The sequence below is a fragment of the Variimorphobacter sp. HTMS_6 genome (assembly GCF_059717775.1).
In genome coordinates this window covers 2,319,756-2,339,958 of record NZ_AP046094.1, presented here as the reverse complement: position 1 = coordinate 2,339,958, position 20,203 = coordinate 2,319,756, and the positions used below count along the sequence as shown (strand labels likewise).

The 20,203-nt window shown below is 34.1% G+C and carries 25 protein-coding genes; all 25 read left to right on the top strand.

From position 1 onward, the window contains the following. The first annotated feature begins 152 nt into the window (after positions 1-152). A complete protein-coding gene (locus AC6IWN_RS10610; protein ID WP_497987387.1) occupies positions 153-914 on the top strand; it encodes an ABC transporter ATP-binding protein in 762 nt (253 codons plus the stop codon). After that, positions 904-2,886 carry an FtsX-like permease family protein gene (locus AC6IWN_RS10605; protein ID WP_497987386.1) on the top strand — a complete coding sequence of 661 codons (1,983 nt, stop codon included), beginning with the start codon at positions 904-906 and terminating at the stop codon, positions 2,884-2,886. The genes AC6IWN_RS10610 and AC6IWN_RS10605 overlap by 11 nt, the downstream gene beginning before the upstream one ends. 192 nt (positions 2,887-3,078) lie before the next feature. Continuing rightward, positions 3,079-3,855: a creatininase family protein gene (locus tag AC6IWN_RS10600; RefSeq protein WP_497987385.1), complete on the top strand. Its 777-nt coding sequence runs from the start codon at positions 3,079-3,081 to the stop codon at positions 3,853-3,855. 258 nt (positions 3,856-4,113) lie between these two features. After that, a complete protein-coding gene (locus AC6IWN_RS10595) occupies positions 4,114-4,707 on the top strand; it encodes a hypothetical protein (protein WP_497987384.1) in 594 nt (197 codons plus the stop codon). Positions 4,708-5,012: 305 nt separating this feature from the next. Then, entirely contained in the window at positions 5,013-5,366 is a 354-nt protein-coding gene (locus AC6IWN_RS10590) for a class I SAM-dependent methyltransferase (RefSeq protein WP_497987383.1), read from the top strand. 302 nt (positions 5,367-5,668) lie between these two features. Further along, positions 5,669-6,130 (top strand): NUDIX hydrolase, encoded by a 462-nt coding sequence (locus AC6IWN_RS10585; RefSeq protein ID WP_497987382.1) that lies wholly within the window; start codon positions 5,669-5,671, stop codon positions 6,128-6,130. A 186-nt stretch (positions 6,131-6,316) separates the two neighbouring features. Then, on the top strand, positions 6,317-6,691 hold the full coding sequence (locus tag AC6IWN_RS10580; RefSeq protein WP_497987381.1) for a Nif3-like dinuclear metal center hexameric protein: 375 nt from the start codon (positions 6,317-6,319) through the stop codon (positions 6,689-6,691). Between the two features lie 149 nt (positions 6,692-6,840). After that, complete coding sequence (locus tag AC6IWN_RS10575) at positions 6,841-7,257, top strand: DUF4275 family protein (protein WP_497987380.1); 417 nt, start codon at positions 6,841-6,843, stop codon at positions 7,255-7,257. Between the two features lie 56 nt (positions 7,258-7,313). After that, the gene (locus AC6IWN_RS10570; protein WP_497987379.1) at positions 7,314-7,766 is read left to right on the top strand and encodes a GNAT family N-acetyltransferase; all 453 of its coding nucleotides are present in this window, start codon (positions 7,314-7,316) and stop codon (positions 7,764-7,766) included. 133 nt (positions 7,767-7,899) lie between these two features. Continuing rightward, a complete protein-coding gene (locus AC6IWN_RS10565; RefSeq protein WP_497987378.1) occupies positions 7,900-8,373 on the top strand; it encodes a peptide-methionine (S)-S-oxide reductase in 474 nt (157 codons plus the stop codon). A gap of 132 nt (positions 8,374-8,505) precedes the next feature. Continuing rightward, positions 8,506-9,108, top strand: a complete 603-nt coding sequence (locus tag AC6IWN_RS10560; RefSeq protein WP_497987377.1) for an HAD family hydrolase — start codon at positions 8,506-8,508, stop codon at positions 9,106-9,108. Further along, complete coding sequence (locus AC6IWN_RS10555) at positions 9,105-9,593, top strand: hypothetical protein (protein ID WP_497987376.1); 489 nt, start codon at positions 9,105-9,107, stop codon at positions 9,591-9,593. Before AC6IWN_RS10560 ends, AC6IWN_RS10555 begins: the two co-directional genes overlap by 4 nt. A 146-nt stretch (positions 9,594-9,739) precedes the next feature. Beyond that, on the top strand, positions 9,740-10,372 hold the full coding sequence (locus tag AC6IWN_RS10550) for a hypothetical protein (protein WP_497987375.1): 633 nt from the start codon (positions 9,740-9,742) through the stop codon (positions 10,370-10,372). Positions 10,373-10,467: 95 nt separating this feature from the next. Next, the gene (locus tag AC6IWN_RS10545; RefSeq protein ID WP_497987374.1) at positions 10,468-11,031 is read left to right on the top strand and encodes a GNAT family N-acetyltransferase; all 564 of its coding nucleotides are present in this window, start codon (positions 10,468-10,470) and stop codon (positions 11,029-11,031) included. Between the two features lie 189 nt (positions 11,032-11,220). Next, positions 11,221-12,003, top strand: a complete 783-nt coding sequence (locus tag AC6IWN_RS10540) for an ABC transporter ATP-binding protein (protein ID WP_497987373.1) — start codon at positions 11,221-11,223, stop codon at positions 12,001-12,003. A 4-nt stretch (positions 12,004-12,007) separates the two neighbouring features. After that, positions 12,008-13,651 carry a hypothetical protein gene (locus AC6IWN_RS10535; protein ID WP_497987372.1) on the top strand — a complete coding sequence of 548 codons (1,644 nt, stop codon included), beginning with the start codon at positions 12,008-12,010 and terminating at the stop codon, positions 13,649-13,651. A 42-nt stretch (positions 13,652-13,693) separates the two neighbouring features. Then, positions 13,694-14,485, top strand: coding sequence for a sugar phosphate isomerase/epimerase family protein (locus AC6IWN_RS10530; RefSeq protein WP_497987371.1), 792 nt, complete (start codon positions 13,694-13,696; stop codon positions 14,483-14,485). A gap of 46 nt (positions 14,486-14,531) precedes the next feature. Further along, entirely contained in the window at positions 14,532-15,092 is a 561-nt protein-coding gene (locus tag AC6IWN_RS10525) for a hypothetical protein (RefSeq protein WP_497987370.1), read from the top strand. A gap of 263 nt (positions 15,093-15,355) precedes the next feature. Further along, positions 15,356-16,519 carry a DUF429 domain-containing protein gene (locus tag AC6IWN_RS10520; RefSeq protein WP_497987369.1) on the top strand — a complete coding sequence of 388 codons (1,164 nt, stop codon included), beginning with the start codon at positions 15,356-15,358 and terminating at the stop codon, positions 16,517-16,519. Between the two features lie 78 nt (positions 16,520-16,597). After that, positions 16,598-16,768 (top strand): hypothetical protein, encoded by a 171-nt coding sequence (locus tag AC6IWN_RS10515; RefSeq protein WP_497987368.1) that lies wholly within the window; start codon positions 16,598-16,600, stop codon positions 16,766-16,768. Between the two features lie 57 nt (positions 16,769-16,825). Beyond that, positions 16,826-17,647: a J domain-containing protein gene (locus AC6IWN_RS10510; RefSeq protein ID WP_497987367.1), complete on the top strand. Its 822-nt coding sequence runs from the start codon at positions 16,826-16,828 to the stop codon at positions 17,645-17,647. Between the two features lie 4 nt (positions 17,648-17,651). Next, positions 17,652-18,050 (top strand): HIRAN domain-containing protein, encoded by a 399-nt coding sequence (locus AC6IWN_RS10505; protein WP_497987366.1) that lies wholly within the window; start codon positions 17,652-17,654, stop codon positions 18,048-18,050. 121 nt (positions 18,051-18,171) lie between these two features. After that, complete coding sequence (locus tag AC6IWN_RS10500) at positions 18,172-18,597, top strand: pyridoxamine 5'-phosphate oxidase family protein (RefSeq protein WP_497987365.1); 426 nt, start codon at positions 18,172-18,174, stop codon at positions 18,595-18,597. A 181-nt stretch (positions 18,598-18,778) separates the two neighbouring features. Beyond that, positions 18,779-19,660 (top strand): MBL fold metallo-hydrolase, encoded by an 882-nt coding sequence (locus tag AC6IWN_RS10495; RefSeq protein WP_497987364.1) that lies wholly within the window; start codon positions 18,779-18,781, stop codon positions 19,658-19,660. A gap of 38 nt (positions 19,661-19,698) precedes the next feature. Continuing rightward, on the top strand, positions 19,699-20,163 hold the full coding sequence (locus AC6IWN_RS10490) for a GNAT family N-acetyltransferase (protein ID WP_497987363.1): 465 nt from the start codon (positions 19,699-19,701) through the stop codon (positions 20,161-20,163). The last annotated feature ends 40 nt before the right edge of the window (positions 20,164-20,203 follow it).

The following is a 20,203-nucleotide window of genomic DNA, read 5'->3' as shown; positions in this document are numbered from 1 at the left end:
TTCTCTTTTGATTGCTCTATAATTTGAATATCATTGTAGCGATATAGCAACACCTTGTTAATGAAAACAGCTTACTATTTGGTGTATTAGTTTGAAGGTATTGTAACATAGCTGCAAATTATGTGTTCAGATTATGATAGGAGGACAATTACATGGTGTTATTAAATGCTGACAATATTAGCAAGGTATACGGCGGAGGCAAGGATTATGCAGAGACTGTGGCATTAAATTATATTGATTTTAGATTGGACGAAGGAGAGTTTGCAGCTGTCATGGGGCCATCCGGCAGTGGTAAGAGTACACTGTTGAACATATTAAGCGGGTTTGATAGTGCAACCTCAGGAGAAGTATTCATACGTGGTATGAATATTACAGAGTTGGAAAAAGATCAGCTATCCATCTTTCGACGCTCCAATATTGGTTACGTCTTTCAGGAATATAATTTATTAGATAGCCTTACGATAAAAGAAAATATCATGCTCCCTATGATACTCGATAATAAAAATGTAGTGGATATGAATAAGCAAGCAGATCAGTTATTGCAGCAATTTGGAATTGACTCGGTGAAGGACAAGTATCCCTACAGTATATCAGGTGGACAGCAGCAGCGTGCGGCCATTTGTAGAGCTTTAATCAACAAAACCTCAATATTATTCGCCGACGAACCTACTGGAAGTCTGGATTCTAAGGCTTCCAGGAATGTATTGGAATGCCTAAAGCGAGCAAATAAGGAGAATGGTATCACGATACTAATGGTAACACATGATCCGTTAGCCGCAAGCTATTCTGATAAAGTATCCTTTATCAAAGATGGGCGGATTAAAACACAACTGTATAAAGAAAACGAAAAATCATATTTCCAACAGATAATGGATAATTTGGCTGCATTGGAGGAAAATGATTATGACGTTTAGACAAATGGTCTTTAAAAACTTTCTCGCTAATGTTCGAAGATATCTGGTATATTACTTATGCGTATTTTTCTCAATGACAGTGTTTTTTCTGTTCACTTCGATTTGGTTTACTCCTGATTTTGATCAGCAGACCACTCCTGGTGTAAAGCAAATTATTATGATTGGGTGGATTCTAACTATTGTATTTGCTTTTTTACTGCTTGGTTATTCTCATAATCAATTTTCAAAAACCAGATTCCGTGAGTTTGGAATATTATTATCGTATGGTCTGCTTTATAAAGATGTCAGGAAGATGGTATTCTTTGAAAACACGATTATCTATCTAATATCGTTGTTCAGCGCATTTATTACGGGAGGTATCTTTTCAAAGCTATTCTTCTTGATGACTACTAGAATACTAGGAATAGAAAATATCAAATTTACACTCACCTTGAGCAGCTTTCTATTAACTGCAGTCTGTTTTGTTCCTGCATTTTGCATGATTGTTCTTATGACTTTAATTAAGACACGAAAGCTAAGTGTGGTTTCTTTGGTAAAGGAGAACAGACAAAGAGAGTTGAAAGCTACCGGAAGCTTGCTGTTTGGTGTACTCGGAATAATATTGATAGTTTTCACCCTCATGGTGCTTTATTATTATAATAATGATCCGGGGCATGTCACCAATATGAAGAAAACAAGTCTTTTAGCATTTGTACTTTGCTTAATCGGAATTTATCTTCTGGTTCATAACTTTAGCCTTCTGTTGTATTCTTTTGTGAATCGAAGCGGAAAGAGTTACAATAAAAATCTGTTAAACCTGGCTGAATTCTCCCACAGATATAAACAGAATCGTACGATAATATTCTTGTTATGTATCTTAAGTTTTGGCGGTGTAATGTTCACCTCCATGTCATACACATTATATAGTCAAAGTTATCTAATGGTAGAAAAGGAGCAAAGTTACGATGTGATGCTTAAGGAATCGGAGGGTCTGGATTATTTAAAGGGAATTGATTATGATAAGATTCTCTCAAATACCGAAGCAAAGATATTGCAAAAGGCCACCCTCGATGTTGTATATCTGGAAGCGGAGAATATAGAACCTGAAAGTCACAGACCAAATCGCTGGGTACCCGTAGTGTCCGTTGATGAATTCAATCAAATATTTGACCGTGATTATTCCATAGTACCGAGTAGCTCAGTTGTGGTAGATTATAGCGGTCAACCGGGTGGACAGGATCTATTCAAGAACACAGTACAACTTAAGGATAATCAATATATTTACTCCTATAAGAAAGCCGACACGATTCGGGATAAGATATTTTATCGATATGCATTCGGGCAGCCGGTATTAATTCTTGTGAATGGTGAAGATTACTCCAAACTCTCGAATGAAACAGAGAAGTTGAACAAAGGTAAAATTCATATGGTTCGATATGAGGACTGGAGGGAAGGCGGCAAGGCGATAGAGATGTTAGAGCAGGCAGTTGGAGCCTCTTATCAATTCTGGAATGAACATCAGCCGAAGGTTGTACAGGAAATTAATCAAAAGTACTATGGTTTTGAGTTGGTATCCAAATACCGGCAATATGAACATAACAGACAAGTGGGTGGATTTGCACTATTTGTCATGTCTTTTATTAGTCTATTCTTTGTGGTAGCGATCTGTGTACTGGTGTATTTTAAGGTATTATCGGATCAAGAGGAGGATAAGAAAAAGATATTTACGCTGTCAACGGTAGGCATAACCTCAAAACAGATTAAGAGGTATTTATATACAAAATTAAAGCTGATTATGATTGCACCGATCTTACTTGGTAGCGTGATAGCGATTGGGTTTGGCATCTCGATTAATATTGGGAACACGCTGGAGTGGGATATTACTGTTTTGACGGTATTATATAATTCAGTGGTAGTGACAGTGTTGTACTGGGGGATTATATTGTTTTATTATATTGGATTAAGAGGTCGATTTTATAGACGTTATCTATAAATAGAACAATCACAATATCATAATGAGGATTGTCTGTTAAAAATTGTTAAATGAGTTGAGGGAAAGCGCTAGCTAAAGTATAATATACTTAAGTGTAGCGCTTTCTTATTATCACTTGGTGGAATACTTTAGGTGATAGAGATAACAATATTTTGAAACGATTCACAACTATATTAAAGGAGGGGATATTGATTGGAACAGAAGATACCTTATGGAGTTCAGAAGGATTTTTCGGTTTTTAAGGAAACAATGGTTGAGATGACTTGGCAGGAAGTGCAAGAAGAAGCAGATCAAGGAGCAGTTGTTTTGTTGCCGATTGGTATTGTAGAAGGGCATGGACCACATATGGATTTGTCCGCGGATTTTTACCTCAGTACAATACTTTGCCGATTCTTAAAGCAAGAATTAGCAGTGAGAGGGATTTCATCCATCATAACTCCTCCGATGTATTGGGGAATTAGCAATGATGTAGCTGAATTCGCAGGCACATTTTCGGTTCGCCCAGAGACGATGAAAGCGTTATTAATCGATATATTAGCCTCGTTAAAAAGCTGGGGCTTTCGGAGAGTATTTATTCAGAATGCCCATGGTGACCCGGTACATATACAGATGATTAAAGATGCGATAACTGAGGCAAATCTGGCTACGGATTTTAAAGTATATTTCATGTGGGAATTGGGGATTGAGGTAGAGCATGATATCGTATACCCTCCATCAAGAGAAGAACGATTTGAGCCTGATTACCATGCCGGTGCGATAGAAACCGCTCAAATGGTCACCTTTTTCCCAGAGAAAGTTCGTACCGATGTAGCGAAAACCTTGACACCTCAGGATAGTTTTAGACCATTTGCTTATTACGGCGATCCAGCAAACTTTGATTTGGAATACAACGTAGCAGAAACGGTACAAGCGGAAACAATGTTGGATGCGCGAAAGATTGAAGCAATATTAAAACGTGATGGTTACTAAGGAAGCGATGTAATTTAGAAGTGTCAGGACAAGTGTTTATAAAAATATGTATAAGTGATTGAATTCGAAATGATGAATAGGAATTTACTTTTTCTTTTTAGACGTAGTATTCAAGGTAGTCTTTGGCGGGGGTTTAGGTTGTAGATTAGTGGGATAATATGGTATAATGTGGTGAGCGGTTAAAGGTTCGCTATATCAATTGAGAAAAAACGATTATTTATTAAATATTAAAAATATTACATTCTGGAGGTACCTTTATTGTTAAAGATTTTTAAAAATATTGAGAAGTCATATTTAATCAAAGTTGTTTGTATTCTCTTATTGGTTTCCATAGGAATCAATATATATCAACAAATAAAAGTCAAAGAATTTGAAAGAAAATTAATGAACTCTTCGGAGACAAAAATGTATAATCATCAAATTCTGTTCGGCAATGCTCTTCTCGCAACTCCTCCAGATCTGCGAAATATCAAGGATTTAGAAATGCTTAATAATATAATAGAAGGGGTTGGAGAGGCTGAAATTTATTATGAAGGTGCAATGCTAACTGAGCAGAATAGAGGAGACAAGAAAGTTGATTCGGATGGTGGTTTCCAAACAAGGCTTTTAATTAATTCCTATATTTCAGAGCTTAAGTCGTTTCGCTTAAAATTAACTACTAAAGAAAAATTAACAAACGAATATATTAATAGTGAGATGGATATCGTTAAAGATTTAAAAACCATTGCGGAATGGCTACACAAAAAGAATATAAATAATGATTTCTCATACTATGGTGACACGGATATTTATGACAACGTATATGATAAACTCTCTAGCAATTTGAAATTGAGGTGCTATATAAATAGATAATTAAATTAAATTGGGTTCCGTAAAGAAGCGTCATGCAAAATTAATTAATAGTTAGATTAATTCTAACATAACAATAAAGCTATTTTAAAAGACATAAGTTAACCCATAGAAAACGGCAGTTCAATAATTTTATTATAAATACCAAATGGATGAAGACTATTAACAAAATATTAAATAGATAAGGGTGGGTTTATGATTAATGTATAATATCATAACAGACCATTCTTATCGGAGGAATGGTTATGGAGCATTATGATATGTGAAACATTGTATACATGAAAAATTTCAAGGAGTCGGTTATTATAATGACAAGAATAATTATTGGAGCAGGAAATACTTCTTTAGATAGTTGGACTTCAACACAAGAAAATGAGCTGAATTTGTTACAACCAAATGATTTTTACAAATTATTTAAACATGTAGAATCAGTAGACGCTTTTTTAGCTGAACATGTATTTGAACATTTGAGCTTCGAAGAAGGAGTAGAAGCCGCAAAGAATATTTATAAATTTTTAAAACCAGGTGGATATATTCGTTTAGCTGTTCCGGATATATATTTCAAAAATCAATGGTATTATAATATGTGTAAACCTGGAGGACCAGGGGGGAGGATCATCCAGAATTTACACATAAGGTTTTTTATGATTATAAGACGTTAATAGACGTTTTTGAAAGAGCCGGATTTTCTGTAGACTTGCTTGAATATTGCGATGAAAACGGAAGATTTCATTTTAATTACTGGAGTCCTGAACAAGGTTTAATTAGCAGGTCACTTAGATTTGATACAAGAAACCAAGATGGTAAATTAGGAATGATATCCATCATTATTGATGCTTATAAGGAATAGTAAATTTTTTTGTTGTCTCGTTGTAATTTCACATAATTTATAATGGATAGATATTTGATTTGCAATTTTTTCCAAAACCAATATATTTTTAAATTTAGAATAGGAAATTGTAATATGGAAACTAATCAAAATTATATAAAATGGATTCGAAGTAAAGTAGGACACGAAAAGATTATTCTTATTTTTGCAAGTGGTTGTATCTTTAATGAAAATGGAAAAGTATTACTGCAAAAGCGAGGTGATAGTAATAAGTGGGGTTTCCCTGGTGGGGCAATTGAACTTGGAGAAACGCCTCAAATGGCTGCAATTAGAGAAGTAAAAGAAGAAACTGGTTTAGATGTTGAAGTGAATAATCTTATTGGAATATATACTGATTATAGTATAGAATATCCAAACGGTGATCAGGCTCAAAGTATATGCATAACATATGAACTTAATGTGATAGGTGGTCAAATATTTTGTAATAGAGAAGAAACTCTAGAACTAAAATATTTTTCCTTGGATAATATGCCAGAATTGTTTTGTAAACAGCACGAAGATATTTTATGTGATATTAAACTCTATAAATCCTTATAAAGGCAGATATACTTCGCATTAATCCTAATTAGTTAATAATTCTTATTATATAGGAGGAATTATGAAGATTATAATTTGAATAAATAATTGAACTTCTCTTTATGTTATTGGATAGTTTGATTAAGTATAAGAACAGAGTTTCGCTGTTGTTTATTGTTGTGAACTAAAACATCAATAGGAGGGAAGATGAATAAATCTGAATTAATCAATTTTTTTGATAAAATAAATAAGTTATCAAAAAATGTATCATTTTATCAATATTCAGAAATAAAACCTAATATGATATGTTGCTCACCTGATGGAGGTAATATTATTGAAATTATAAAACTGGCAAAAAATAATGGAGTTGATACGTACATAACAGGAATATCCGAATTTAGAGGGAAAGACAGCATAAAAAGGAACAATAATTTTTTCGGAGATTTACAAAGACTGGGTATTAATATAATTGGTCTAGGTCATTATGAAACTGAATGCATAGCAATGAGGGCATTAGTTAATGACTATTTTAAAAAGATAATTGACTCAGTTTCATATTTTGAAGATACGTATTATATCTAATGAAATATAAGAAGAATAAATTAATTTGAATAATTTTACAAAAGAATTCAACTTCTCATTATATTTATTAGGCAAATGGATGGTTTAAGTAATAGAGATTCGTAGTTGGTGATTAAGGCGAAATGAGCATTTTTGATGGAGGTTGAATATTGGATTTAAAAGATAAATTAGAATTAAAGAATGTATCTGTTGAAGTTATTAATAATACAGAAATGCATTTTCGTGAACAGTGGCAAGAAAAGTTTGCAGGGAATCTTAATAAATCTGAGAAGAATAAAATATATATAGACCAATACTTGTGGCATATTTTTAGTTACCATAAGGTTGATCACCTTGAAAAAAATGAGGCTATGGAAGCATTTAATAATATAAAAAAAGACGAATGTTATGCATTCTACCAGCATGATGATATATTGTTAAAACTAAATTATTTGAAGGATATTAAGGCAGAAGACTTTAGTAGTGAGGAAGATATTTATATAGTTGATAAAAGTATATCTTGGACATATGTTCATACACATGAAGGGGATTGTGGTCCGTATTTTTGTAATATTGATGGCAAGTAATCAAGTGAGAAGAATAGGGATGAATGGAACGGTCATAGGTTACAGAAGGGAGTATAATGATAGTTAAAGAATTTTTTAGCTTAGAAGATAAAGATTATTGGTTAGATCAAATTAAAAAGAGCGACTGGGGAGCAGGACAATATCTGTATGACTTATTGAGTAAAAATGAGTTGAAAGAGTTTTGTGGTGAGGCAACGAAAGTTTTTATGCTGACTGATAATCGGCAGTTAGTGTCATTCTGTACGCTAGCGGAGGTGGACGATGTCAGAGGCACCGAGCTTAGTCCTTGGATTGGATTTGTATATACTTTCCCTCAATATAGGGGATATAGATATGCGGGAATCCTTTTAGATTTTGCTTATGCTACTTCCAAAAGTGATGGAGCCACACAGCTTTTTATATCGACTGGTGAGATTGGACTATATGAAAAATACGGATACACATTCTATCAAATGATGAAAGATATGCATGGAGAGGATTCCAGAGTATATAGAATAGATGTAAATTGAGATTTCTAAAGTAAAGGTAAAAGCGATAACTTCCGAGAATTCCATTTTTCCATTATGTTTATGACAGTAACATTGTAAGTAGATAAGCAAAGAGATAATTATGATATTTGATAAAAGAAAATAGGTGAATGATATGGTTGAGACGATATATTTTGCAGGTGGGTGTTTATGGGGAGTACAAGCATTTATTAAAACATTAAAAGGTGTAATTAATACGGAAGCAGGACGAGCAAATGGATATTCCAATACTCTCAAAGGCGAGTATGATGGTTATGCCGAATGCGTGAAAACAGAATTTGATCCTGAAATTGTAACAATTTCTCAACTGATGAATTATTTTTTTGAGATTATAGATCCTTACAGTTTGAATAAACAAGGCAATGATGTAGGGGAAAAATACCGTACAGGCGTATATAGTAAAGTACCTCGACATTTGGAAGATGCCAAGAATTATATAGCAAAAAGAGCAGATAGGAATAAAATCGTAGTGGAAATCCTTCCACTTATGAATTACGTTAAGAGTGCAGAGGAACATCAAGATCGATTAGATCGCTGCCCTAATGACTACTGCCATATTCCAAAAGAATTATTACACAAATATTCATAACCAACTACTTTGAGTTAAGTATGAAGCTTGCCAAATTCCAATGTCAGGGGTGAGCTTCAAATTATTTTACGAGGTGATTAAATTAAAAACAGTTTGCATTGGCTATTAAATTTGCAGAAAAGGATGTGAATTTTGAAAGCAATTATATTAGATATGTATGGAGTAATAATTAAACAGACAGGAGAGGATTTTGTTCCTTATGTTCAGAGTTCATTTCCTGAATTAACTCCAGAAGAAATATATACACCTTGGTTTAAGGCTGATGTAGGAGAATTAACCTCGCTTGAGGTATGGGAAGCAATCGGATTTCAAGGTGATGTTGAGACAATCGAAAAGGATTATTTGGATACTATAGAACTAAACGATGGGTTTCTGGATTTTATTACTGAGATGAGAAAACAATATGGCTTGGCTATCATATCCAATGATTCGAGTAGATGGAGTAAATATCTTAGAGAAAAATTTGATATCAATAAATATTTTGATGTGATAAGTATCAGCGGTGATCTGAAGATTCAAAAACCGGATGAGCGTATATTTCAGCATACAATTGAGCAATTAGGTTGTAAGGCAGAAGATTGCATCTATGTAGATGACAGAGAAAGGAATCTGGAAGCTGCAGGGAAGGTTGGAATGAATACAGTTTTATTTAATAGCAGAGATGTTCAATATAACGGCAATGTAGTTAATAACTTTGTTGAACTTACGAAAATGATGGGAGATTTCAATTTATGAAAAAGATACTTGAGATAACAGCGATGTTAATTGTTGTGGTTACAATTGCAGCAGCTTGCTCATTTGCAGAAGATACTCAGATAAAAGACAAAATGGACTTATCAAAAGAGCCGTTTAGACTGAAAATCAAAAATGCATATATGACCAAAGATTTTGGATTTGACATAGGAGAGGTTGAAAACGAAGTTGGAATTGTTATACATGGAAATGTTGAAAGCGGAAGAATTCATGAGAATTCAAAGATAATTTTTGTTGACGAGAATGGAAAAGTTTTATATAACGATAAACTATTCAAATTAACAATAGATAAAAATACAAGTTCGAGTTATTCATCAAAGGCGCAAAGCTTTGCAGAAAGTGGAGATTATGTATCCCTCTATTTAAAAGCAGGGATAGCCGGTGATCCATCACAAGAAGCTAAAAACGATAAAAGTCTAGATTTGATAAGAAAAAGTTATTATGTAAAATCAGAGAAGGAAGAATAGTTATAAAATCAAATCATTCGGTTGTTTTCTATATATATAACAGAAACATTTGGTATTGTTAGATATAAATATCAAACAGATATGTAATGGTTTGCGATCTTTTTTGAGCGCGAGGAATTATTGAAAGATATAAAGGAGGGGGCATCGTGTTTTTTTATGATATTATGGATGGAGTACGTGAAAGACCTGGATTATATATGGGTATCAAGAGCATAACAGTATTAGATGCTTTCTTATCAGGTGCAGCGTATACATCCCATATACTTGGCATTGATGATGGCTATGATGAATTTTTACCTATTCCATTTCGTTTTTTTAACGACTATGTAGCACATTTCTACGATTTTTCTGAGTCTACTTCTGGCTGGAAGAACATGATTTTGAATAAAAATAATAAAAATGAAGAGGCTAGTTTTGATATATTCTATATGCTTCTCGATAAGTTCCGGTCTATTTATATTACAAATATTTTAAAGAGTATTTTGACTAAAGAACAAATAAACTATTGTAATAAAAATGAATCCGGGCCTTTTTATGTGATCTCATCTGACAGCACTAAATATTCAAGAGTTTTTATTGACCCCAAAGCTGTATATTTAATTAAACTTTCCGATGATGAAGGCTTTCTATGGATGATTGAACTTCAGGGAAAGAGCTATATTTGTGATAGTCTTTATAAAAATAGAAATCTTGCAATTGAATCTTTTCACCGTTATTTTGGTGGGTCATTTCAGTGGTATCCCGTTAAAACAATACCATGTGATTTAGAAAGAATATAAAAAGTTTTAACAAGTTCTGAAATATATATTATTAGCTTAAAAATGTCAAAAATTTAATTGATTCTCTATTCAGATTGGAACGAAAGGAGATATTAATGAATATCAAAACAGAACGCTTGCATCTTCGAAATTATGAGATAGATGATTTGGAAAATTACTTTAGTTTAAAAGCTTGCAAAGATGTTTGGACATATTCTACATATATTCCTCTAACCGAATTGATTCAAGCAAAAGAGGAACTTGAAAAACTAATAACGATGCGAGAAACGAATCAATTCGGTTTTTGTGCTTTATTTGAAAAAAGAAATCACAACTATATTGGTGAGGCTGGTATTATCTCGGTTAATCATGATTCAAATCGTTGTGTAATTGGTTATAATTTGTTGCCTTGCTTTTGGAACAAAGGCTATGCTACAGAAATAACAAAAGTCTTAATTAAGTATGCTTTTAATGATATGAAGTTTGAAAGAGTCGAAGCGTTAGCGGATGAACAAAATACTGCATCTTGCAGAGTGCTTGAAAAGTCCGGTTTGTTGCGGGAAGGTGTGCTTAAGCATTTCGCAAAGATAAATAATTGTTATCACGATATTTGTTATTATGGAATTACAACAGATGACTATTCGAAAATTAAGAATTTCATAAACTTCCGATTATATTAATGAAATAAAGCCTTATTCTTAGACAATATATAATTTTATTATGAGTGAGAAAATAGAAATTAGATAGTTTATAGTTTAGAAGTCAAAGAGATGATTAATTCTTGATTAAAACCACCTGGGAAAAGTTGAATATTGTTAGCGAATATGTTATTCTTTCCATAAATATTTCCAATAAGAGGGAGATTTATTATGATGAATGATGTAACCGTGGAGGTCAATGACCTTCGTATGTACTATGGATCAAACCAAGTTCTTAAAGGGATTAACCTTAATATTCATAAAGGGGAAATAATCGGCTATATTGGTACGAACGGAGCCGGTAAAAGTACAACGATAAAGATTATCTTGGGTATCGTTGAGGGGTATTATGGAGAGGTTAAGGTATTAGGGCAGGATATCTCAAAGGATAGAACGGAGTACAAGAGAAAAATCGGATATGTTCCTGAAGTTGCAGATATATACGATAATTTGACGGCAAGAGAATATCTTACTTTTATTGGTGAGATGTATGGCCTTACGTTTGAAAAGGCTGATAGCAAGGCGCGACGCCTCATGGATTTATTTGGGATATTGGATGCCTATGATTCAAGGATTAACTCTTTTTCGAAAGGAATGAAGCAAAAGGTCTTGATTATATCAAGCTTGATACATAATCCGGAGATTTTGTTCTTTGATGAACCTTTGAGTGGTTTGGATGCGAATAGCGTCATGGTGGTAAAGGAAATCATGTCACAGCTATCCAGACAGGGTAAGACCATATTCTACTCCTCCCACATCATGGATGTGGTTGAAAAGATCAGTAATCGTATTATTTTATTAAATAATGGACAGGTTGTAGCAGATGGAAGCTTTAGTCAACTTAAAAAGTTCTCACATGAGAATTCACTTGAGCAGATCTTTAACCAGATTACCGGGTTCGACGGCTATGAAGCAATTGCAAAAGATTTCGTAGCAATCGTGGAAGAGGTATAATACTATGAAAGATTTTAGAATTCTTAAGTTTATGGATATTTTTCGTACGGTTTTTGAAAAATTCGGTTATAACTACTTTGTTCTGAGAAAGATTTTACAAGTGAAGCTGACTATGGACGGCAGAAGAGTATCAACTTTATTTAATAACAATAAGAAAACGACTACGGAAAGCAACAATAATTTTCTTAAGTCCTTGGGCATTTATCTTTTTATGGGAATAATAATGATTCCCTTTGTATTAATGAACAGCAGTTATATCTATCAGATGAGTATTGTTTTCGCGATTATGATGTTTTTTATTATGTCCTCCTTAATATCGGATTTTTCAACAGTTTTATTAGATATAAAGGATAGAAATATCTTGGGGACAAAGCCGGTGAACCCCAAAACATTAAGGTTAGCGAAAACACTTCATGTTTCATATTATATGTTCTCAATATCCTTTGTCTTAGCAGGGCCAGCGCTTATGGTAAGTTTATTAAAACATGGACCGATATTTTTCCTTATGTTTATAGTATCAATCATATTCCTGGATATGTTCTGTATTGTAATGACCTCCTTCATATATTTCCTGGTTCTTAGGTTCTTTGACGGTGAAAAGCTAAAAGACATAATTAACTATGTTCAGATTGTCCTGTCTTTAGTCATTATGATAGGCTATCAGTTGGTTTCAAGGTTGTTCAATATCGTAGATCTTCATATAACCTTCGTTCCGAAATGGTGGCAATATTTACTTGTTCCCGTTTGGTACTCGGCACCCTTCGAGATGTTAAAAACATCAGAAGTAACGAATACCTATATTATTTTTACGGCGTTAGCAGTCGTCGTTCCAATTATAGCGCTTATTTTATACAGTTCCGTTTCATCATATTTTGAAAAATATCTTCTGAAGCTAAGTAATTATTCCGCCAAACATAAAAAAGAGACAAAAAAACCTGGCCAGTTACTTTCGACTATATTTTGCAGAAACAGGGAGGAAAGGGTCTTCTTTCGTTTTGCCTCCGATATGATGAAAAATGAAAGAGAGTTTAAGCTAAAAGTATACCCTTCCTTAGGTTTTTCCATCGCATTGCCTTTCATCTTTCTCTTTCAAGAGATATTGGATTCCGGTATTAAGGAAGCCTCAAAGGGACGATCATATTTCTTCATCTATTTCTGCGGAATGATGCTGCCATCCGTATTACTTATGATTCGATATTCCTCCTCATATAAAGGAGCATGGGTCTATAAGACCCTTCCAATCAGTAATGTAACACCGGTTTTCCGAGGTACGATGAAGGCTTTATTGATACGGTTATTTTTTCCTTTCTTTCTAGTACAGGCAATCATCTTTACAGCAATTTTTGGAGTCCGAATCCTCCCAGAAATGCTTATCATCTTGTTGAATATGCTGCTATTTAATATCGTGTTCTTCATGATAAATGATAAGTATCTGCCTTTTTCAGTGTCCTTTGAGGATGCGAAACAAGGTAATGTTGTTTTAAATATGTTGTTGATGTTCGGACTAGCTATTCTCGCTGGGCTTCATTATCTATCGTTGTTGATTAATTATGGAACATATTTTTATATTGTGATTGCTTTGATCGTGAATGCAGTACTTTGGAAAAATGCATTTATTATAAATGTTGAAAAGCTTAATAAAAAATAATGTAGTCAGTCTTTACCATATAAGCTAGAAAGGAAGAACCTAGTGATTACAATATATGATTGGTTTGGTTATGAATTGCCCATAGAGGAGCGTTATCAGTTAATTAAAGAAGCAGGATTTGATGGCGTATTATTATGGTGGAGTAACGGGTTTGGTCGTGATGCCTTCGGGTATAATGATTATCGCAATGGGCCTATGTTAGCAAGAGAGTCAGGGCTTTTTATTGAGAATATTCATACACCAGTCCAGCATCAGAATGATCTATGGAAGGACAATCTAGATGGTGAGGGTTTATTGGAATGTTATATACAATGTATCTCTGATTGTGCTGGATATGAAATTCCAACCATGGTGGTACACCTTCCGAATGAGGATTATCCATATAATACATTAGGGTTGGATCGAATGAAAAGAATTGCAGAAAAAGCGGAAAATCTTGGAGTAAATGTTGCTTTGGAGAATTTGAGGAACCGAACTAATTTATCATATATATTGGCGCAAGTGGATTCCTCGCGAATTGGATTCTGTTATGACTGCGGGCATCATTACAACTACGATCCGAAGGAAAATTTCTTATCTACATATGGTTCCAGGTTGATGGCATTGCATTTACATGATATTGGTGGAGAATATGGTCAGCATCAGCTACCCTTTGACGGACCAATCGATTGGAACATAGCGATGAAGAACATTGCAGAGATAGGATATTCCGGCGCAATTGCGATCGAGGCAATGAACTGGGATTATAAGGATTTGACGGCGATTGAATTTTTACAAGAAGCTTATGTACGGGCAAAAAGGCTGGAAGACTTAAAGACGGCGAGCTCAATTTGATTTGTAATAGTTTACAATTATGTTGATCCCAAAAGGAGATTTAATAATGACAAAGACAAAGATGAAAGAAATAGTTAATATTAGCATTGATCAACGAAATCTGTGTAGAATGTTTTTTAGATATGATAAAAATTACTGGTATTATTATCCGCTTATTAGCAATGATAAATTATTTTTAGGCATAGAGGAAGATGATTTTATACTTGATGGATATTCAGTTCGAAGGTATGTAGACTTAAAAGATCTACAAATCAAAAATGATAAATGTATTGAAATCTTAAGAAAGGAAGGGATTATTGATAATATTCAATCCCCCGATATAGATATTACAAGTTGGGAAACCGTGTTTAATTCATTAAAAAAGTTAAATAAAAACATAATAGTTGAAAAAGAAAGTCTTGACGATGAAGAATGGGAGTTTTCGATAGGAAGAATTGATAAAGTTTTTAAGCGTTTTGCTTTTTTCTTTCAATTTGATGCAAATGGCATCTGGCAAGAAGAACCACTCAAAATTCATTACACTGATATCACAAGTGTTTCATTTGGTTCTCGTTATGTAGATGTTTTTTCGAAATATATTGGTGAACCGCCAATATGTTCTATATGATTGTTGGGAAAATTGATTTGGGCGATATGACAAGTAGTAGGTTCCGAAATGAATTTTCTGGAACGTATTTATTTAATGATGATATATTAACCTATGATAACAGAAACTAAGCGCATTTATGTATTTTAAATAGATGGAGATAATCTTATCTACCTAAGAAATGAGTCATCTCCAGTTGAAAGCATTAGAATTAAGATAATAGATAAAGCTCAATTTTATTTGAAATAATAAATATATGACTTATCGACGGAACAGGAGGCAATATGCAAGGATACAACTGTATTATGGTATTTAGTCTGAATGGTGAAAAATTACTTTGCTGCAAACGAACAAAGAATCCCTACAAGGGACTATACAACCTGGTGGGTGGAAAAATAGAGAAAAACGAGGATGGTTTTTCGGCAGCATACCGTGAATTAAGAGAAGAAACTGGGATTGATACTAATTCGATTCAGTTAAACCATATGATGGATTTTACATATTATAATCAAGACTGTTATGTAGAAGTATATGTTGGCAATATCAGTGAAGACATCGTATTAACTGAGGAAGCACATCCTCTTGAGTGGCTGTCCGTGGATGAGGATTACTTTGATAGCAGTAGGTTTGCGGGTGAAGGTAATATTGGACATATGATCGAGCAGGTAAAGATATATGGAATGGGATTAAAGCAACCTGACCGGAAGACCTCTGCAGTGATAAATATCAGTGAAAACGTTATAAGTATCGGTGTAGATGGATGTAAGGGCGGATGGATTGCAGCAGTTATTAAATATGGTCAATTAGTGATAAATAAGTTTAATCATATCAATGATATTGTAAATGTATACCCTGATTTTGATGAATTCTTCGTAGATATGGTGATTGGGCTACCAAGTGGTAAAGATCATATTCGCCCGGATACCTACGCCAGACGAATCATTAAAGAGAGAGCATCAACGATATTCCCGGCTCCATGTAGACAAGCTGTATATGCTGGTACGGTTGGTGAAGCATATGAGGAGAATGAGAGGATATTGGGAAAGAAGTTCACACCTTTGACGGTTGGAATTATTCCTAAGATGAGAGAAGTGGATATATTCCTTCAGAAGAATCCGGCTTTTAAAAATGTTATAAAAGAAAGTCACCCCGAAGTTTGCTTTGCTAGGCTGAACGCAAGAACCATGCTATCGAAGAAATCTGAAATAGATGGTATGGAAGAACGAATTAATCTATTGGCAGGCTATATACCGGAATTATCCTTGATCAAAATATCATCTATGGCGAAAAGTATGAAATGCAATATAGATGACATAGTAGACGCAATCTGTCTGGCGGTAACTGCAAATTTTGTGGCACAAGGGTATGTTGAAAGTATACCTGAAAATCCAATGAACGACGAAACTGGTCTGTTGATGCAGATGGTGATTCCATGCATTGATAAATAATGAAGGATAGTGAAGAGAGAGTTTCTCATTATTATTAAGCAATTTTAATTGAGCTGTAAAAGCTAGGAGGGTGTAGTAATGAAAAACAAATCTTTAAAAGTAATTGGATTAGGCTTAGCCTTAATGTTAGCTGGAATTTATATTAATCTGGAAATAGGGTTGAGTCAATATTTTAATGGAGGGGGTGAATTTTTTATTGTATTGATAGGGTTCATTATGGTTTTGGTAGGAGTTTTTATTAAGGAATAACACTACATATGATAAGGGTTTTCGTTTCGTAATACATTACAAGAAAGGATAAAGAATATGGATGATAAGCAAGAGAGTAATTCAAGTAATATTATTTTATTTCCTGAATATGAAGAAATGAAAAAAGAAATTGAATCACTGCGTATTCAATTATCCATTCTTGTTTTAGAACGTGATGAGCTACTTTATATAACATGTAAAAATATCGAAATGTCATATTTGCTAACCTTTGGTAGCTTGGAGTATAAGGTTTACGAAAGACAGTGTACAGCTTTACGCCTCAAGCGAAAAATCGAACTGATTCAAGCGAAGAAAAATCGCCAGGAAAAAATCGTTCTTTCTAAAATCGAAAAAACATTAGATTTTGAGTTTTCGGAGTATCAGAAAGCTTTAGAATCTCAAATGAATAAAATGAATGAAATGATTCATCGTAGCCAATTAGAACTTTTGAATGAAGAGGAGACACGTGAGCTTAAGAAGTTATATCGTAAGATTGTGAAAGCCCTTCATCCGGATTTACATCCTGATTTAAGTGAAGCAGAGATGGGAATGTTCATGAATGCTGTTAATGCGTATAAAAATTGTGATTTGTATACGCTCCGAATAATAAACGAGATGCTGCTTCAACCTGTTTATCCGGAGGAAGATGAATCTGCATTGGTGCAAATGATGAAAGAGAAAGAACGGCTAACACGAATGCTACAGGGAATACGGGATAGTATAGTTGAAATAAAAATGAAATATCCATATTCAGTCAAAGAAATCGTTGAAGATACGGTGAAAAGAGAAAAATATAAAGCTGAACTAAGGCACATTCTAAATCAGCATGAAGAGAAAATTAAGATATACTCTGATAGAATCAAAGAAATGTTGAGGTGAATATATGAATGAATTGATAAATCCAAGTGGTGGACAATTGGTTAGCTTACTACATGGAAAGGGCGGGGATATTGACATTCCAAAGCCATTTGAACGGGAAATTTACTTATTTGATACTCATGTTGCAGGGACAAGCCACATAGAGGGCATTGAAGAGTTGGAACCATATTTACAATTAGGTGAAAAATTGGATTTTTTCCGTGAACCGGATAATCAATATGATAAGCAGGCAATTATGATCAGAAATACCAATGGTATCAAGATTGGTTATATACCGAAGCAGGATAACGTTATTTTTTCTCGGTTATTGGATGCAGGGAAGTTACTTTATGGCAGAATAGTATCAAAGGAAACAAAAAACAAATGGATTAAAATTGAAATTAAAATATTCTTGAAGGAATAGTTCTTATAAGAAATTGCTAAGTAGAATAATAAGGTGTTCTAAAGTAAAAAAGTGAGTTTTCATTTGTAATAATTCATAATCGAACCGTAAAGTAAATCTGATTAAATTGGAGGAAATCAAGATGAATGAAGAAATAATCGCTAAAGCAGCAGAAATTGTGGCAAGTAAGACAGGGGGAGGGAATGAATGTTACTGTGTATTAGCAGTGATTGATCAAGATGGCTATCCAACTACTTCAACGATATCTGTGTCGAAGGCAGAAGGATTAAATTGGATTACATTCTGTACCGGACTTGGCAGTGACAAAACTAAGCGGATTGAGCAGTGCAACCGAGCAAGTGTTTGCTTTGATGCAATAGACCATAACATTACATTAGTGGGAACAATAGAGGTATTGACTGATCCAGAGATAAAAAAAGAAATGTGGTATCAGGGACTTGAAGGTCATTTCAGCGGTCCGGACGATCCTGGTTACTGCGTGTTGCGCTTTAATACAAAGAGATACAATCTTCTTGTTGATTGGAAAGAAGTTAAGGGTGTTTTATAGATATAACAAAAACCTTTGAAAGTATTGGAGGGGTCATTATGAAGCTAGATGGGTTTGGAATACTTGAACCTACAACGGAGCCTTGGGGACAACGCACTTGTTATATTGCTGATCTGGAAGGAAATCTGGTAGAAATCGGTTCATTTCAAGCGTAAAAATTTGTTTTGTTATGGAGGAGTTTATGAATAAAGTTTTGAGCACCCAAACTTATTCTATAAATAAATCGGAATTCGCAGATTGGGAATCCGTATTTAAAAACCCTGCACCGATAAGGATTGAGACACTGAATACAGGCAATATCATTAGCAAAGTATCCGGGTTGATAAATCTAAACAACCCTAAAGCTGCACAGTTGTGTGAGGGTTTCGCCAAGATACCGGTTTTAGCACATGTAATTAGTCATGATAAGTATGGTGATTATTTAATTGATACCGGATTTGACAGTTCCTTTTCTCAAAAACCGGGTGGCAGTTTTAAAGGTTTATTTAAAAGTAAGTATTTTAAAAATCGCTACTTTCAGGAATCTTCAAATGAAGGGATTGAGAAACAGCTAATAGATAAATCTATTTACTTAAGTGGTGTTTTTTTAACGCATACACATGAGCATGCATCAGGTGCTCCATTGTTACCGGATGATATACCATTTATGTATGGCAAAGGTGAATGCGAGACAGGCAAATTTCCGTTTGTATACTCCGCTTTCTTAGAAAACAAATCAAAGTTAATTGAATTTGACTTTTCTTCAGGGAACGATATGCCTATATTGGGTAAATGCATAGATATATTCGGAGATGGTTCACTATGGGCTGTATGTACCTCGGGACATACGAAGGGACATACGTCATATATAATCAATGGAACAGAAATGCAAGTATTAGTTACCGGAGATGCCTGCATCACAAGAAAAGGTTTTGAATTGGGCGTCGAAACAGGGGCGTTCTCTGCAAATTCCGTAAAGGGACGTGAAAGTTTTTTGAAACTATGCGAATTCTTAAGAAAATATCCAAATATAAAAAAAGTATTTGGACATGAAACGAATGAATTTGAAGTAGAGTATCTATAATCTACTCGAGCATATAATTACAGATATAGGAGAGATTTATGGTGAGAGAGGAATTTAAAATCGTAGTATTAAGAGAAGCTCCTGAGTTAAGTGAACAGGCTGCAAAATGGTTTTTTGAAAAATGGCAGGTTCCAAAGGAAGTATATTTGGAAAGTATTCAGGAATGTCAGAAAAAACAAGGTTGCATACCACAGTGGTATCTAGTTCTGAAGGATGATAAAATTATCGGCGGTTTAGGAGTGATAGAGAATGATTTTCATAAAAGAAATGATTTGACTCCTAATATTTGTGCGGTGTACATAGAAGAGGATTATAGAAAGCTAGGAATCGCGAAAGAAATGCTGGATTTTGTGTGCAAGGATTTGGCATCGATGGACTGCACCGATGTATATTTGATTACCGAACACACTAATTTTTACGAAAAGTGTGGCTGGAAGTTTATGTGTATGGTAGAAGAAAATAATGGGCATATGACAAGGATGTATCATACGACTATAGAATAAATATCGGAACAATTATGGAATTGCAGTACAAAGGGAGGTG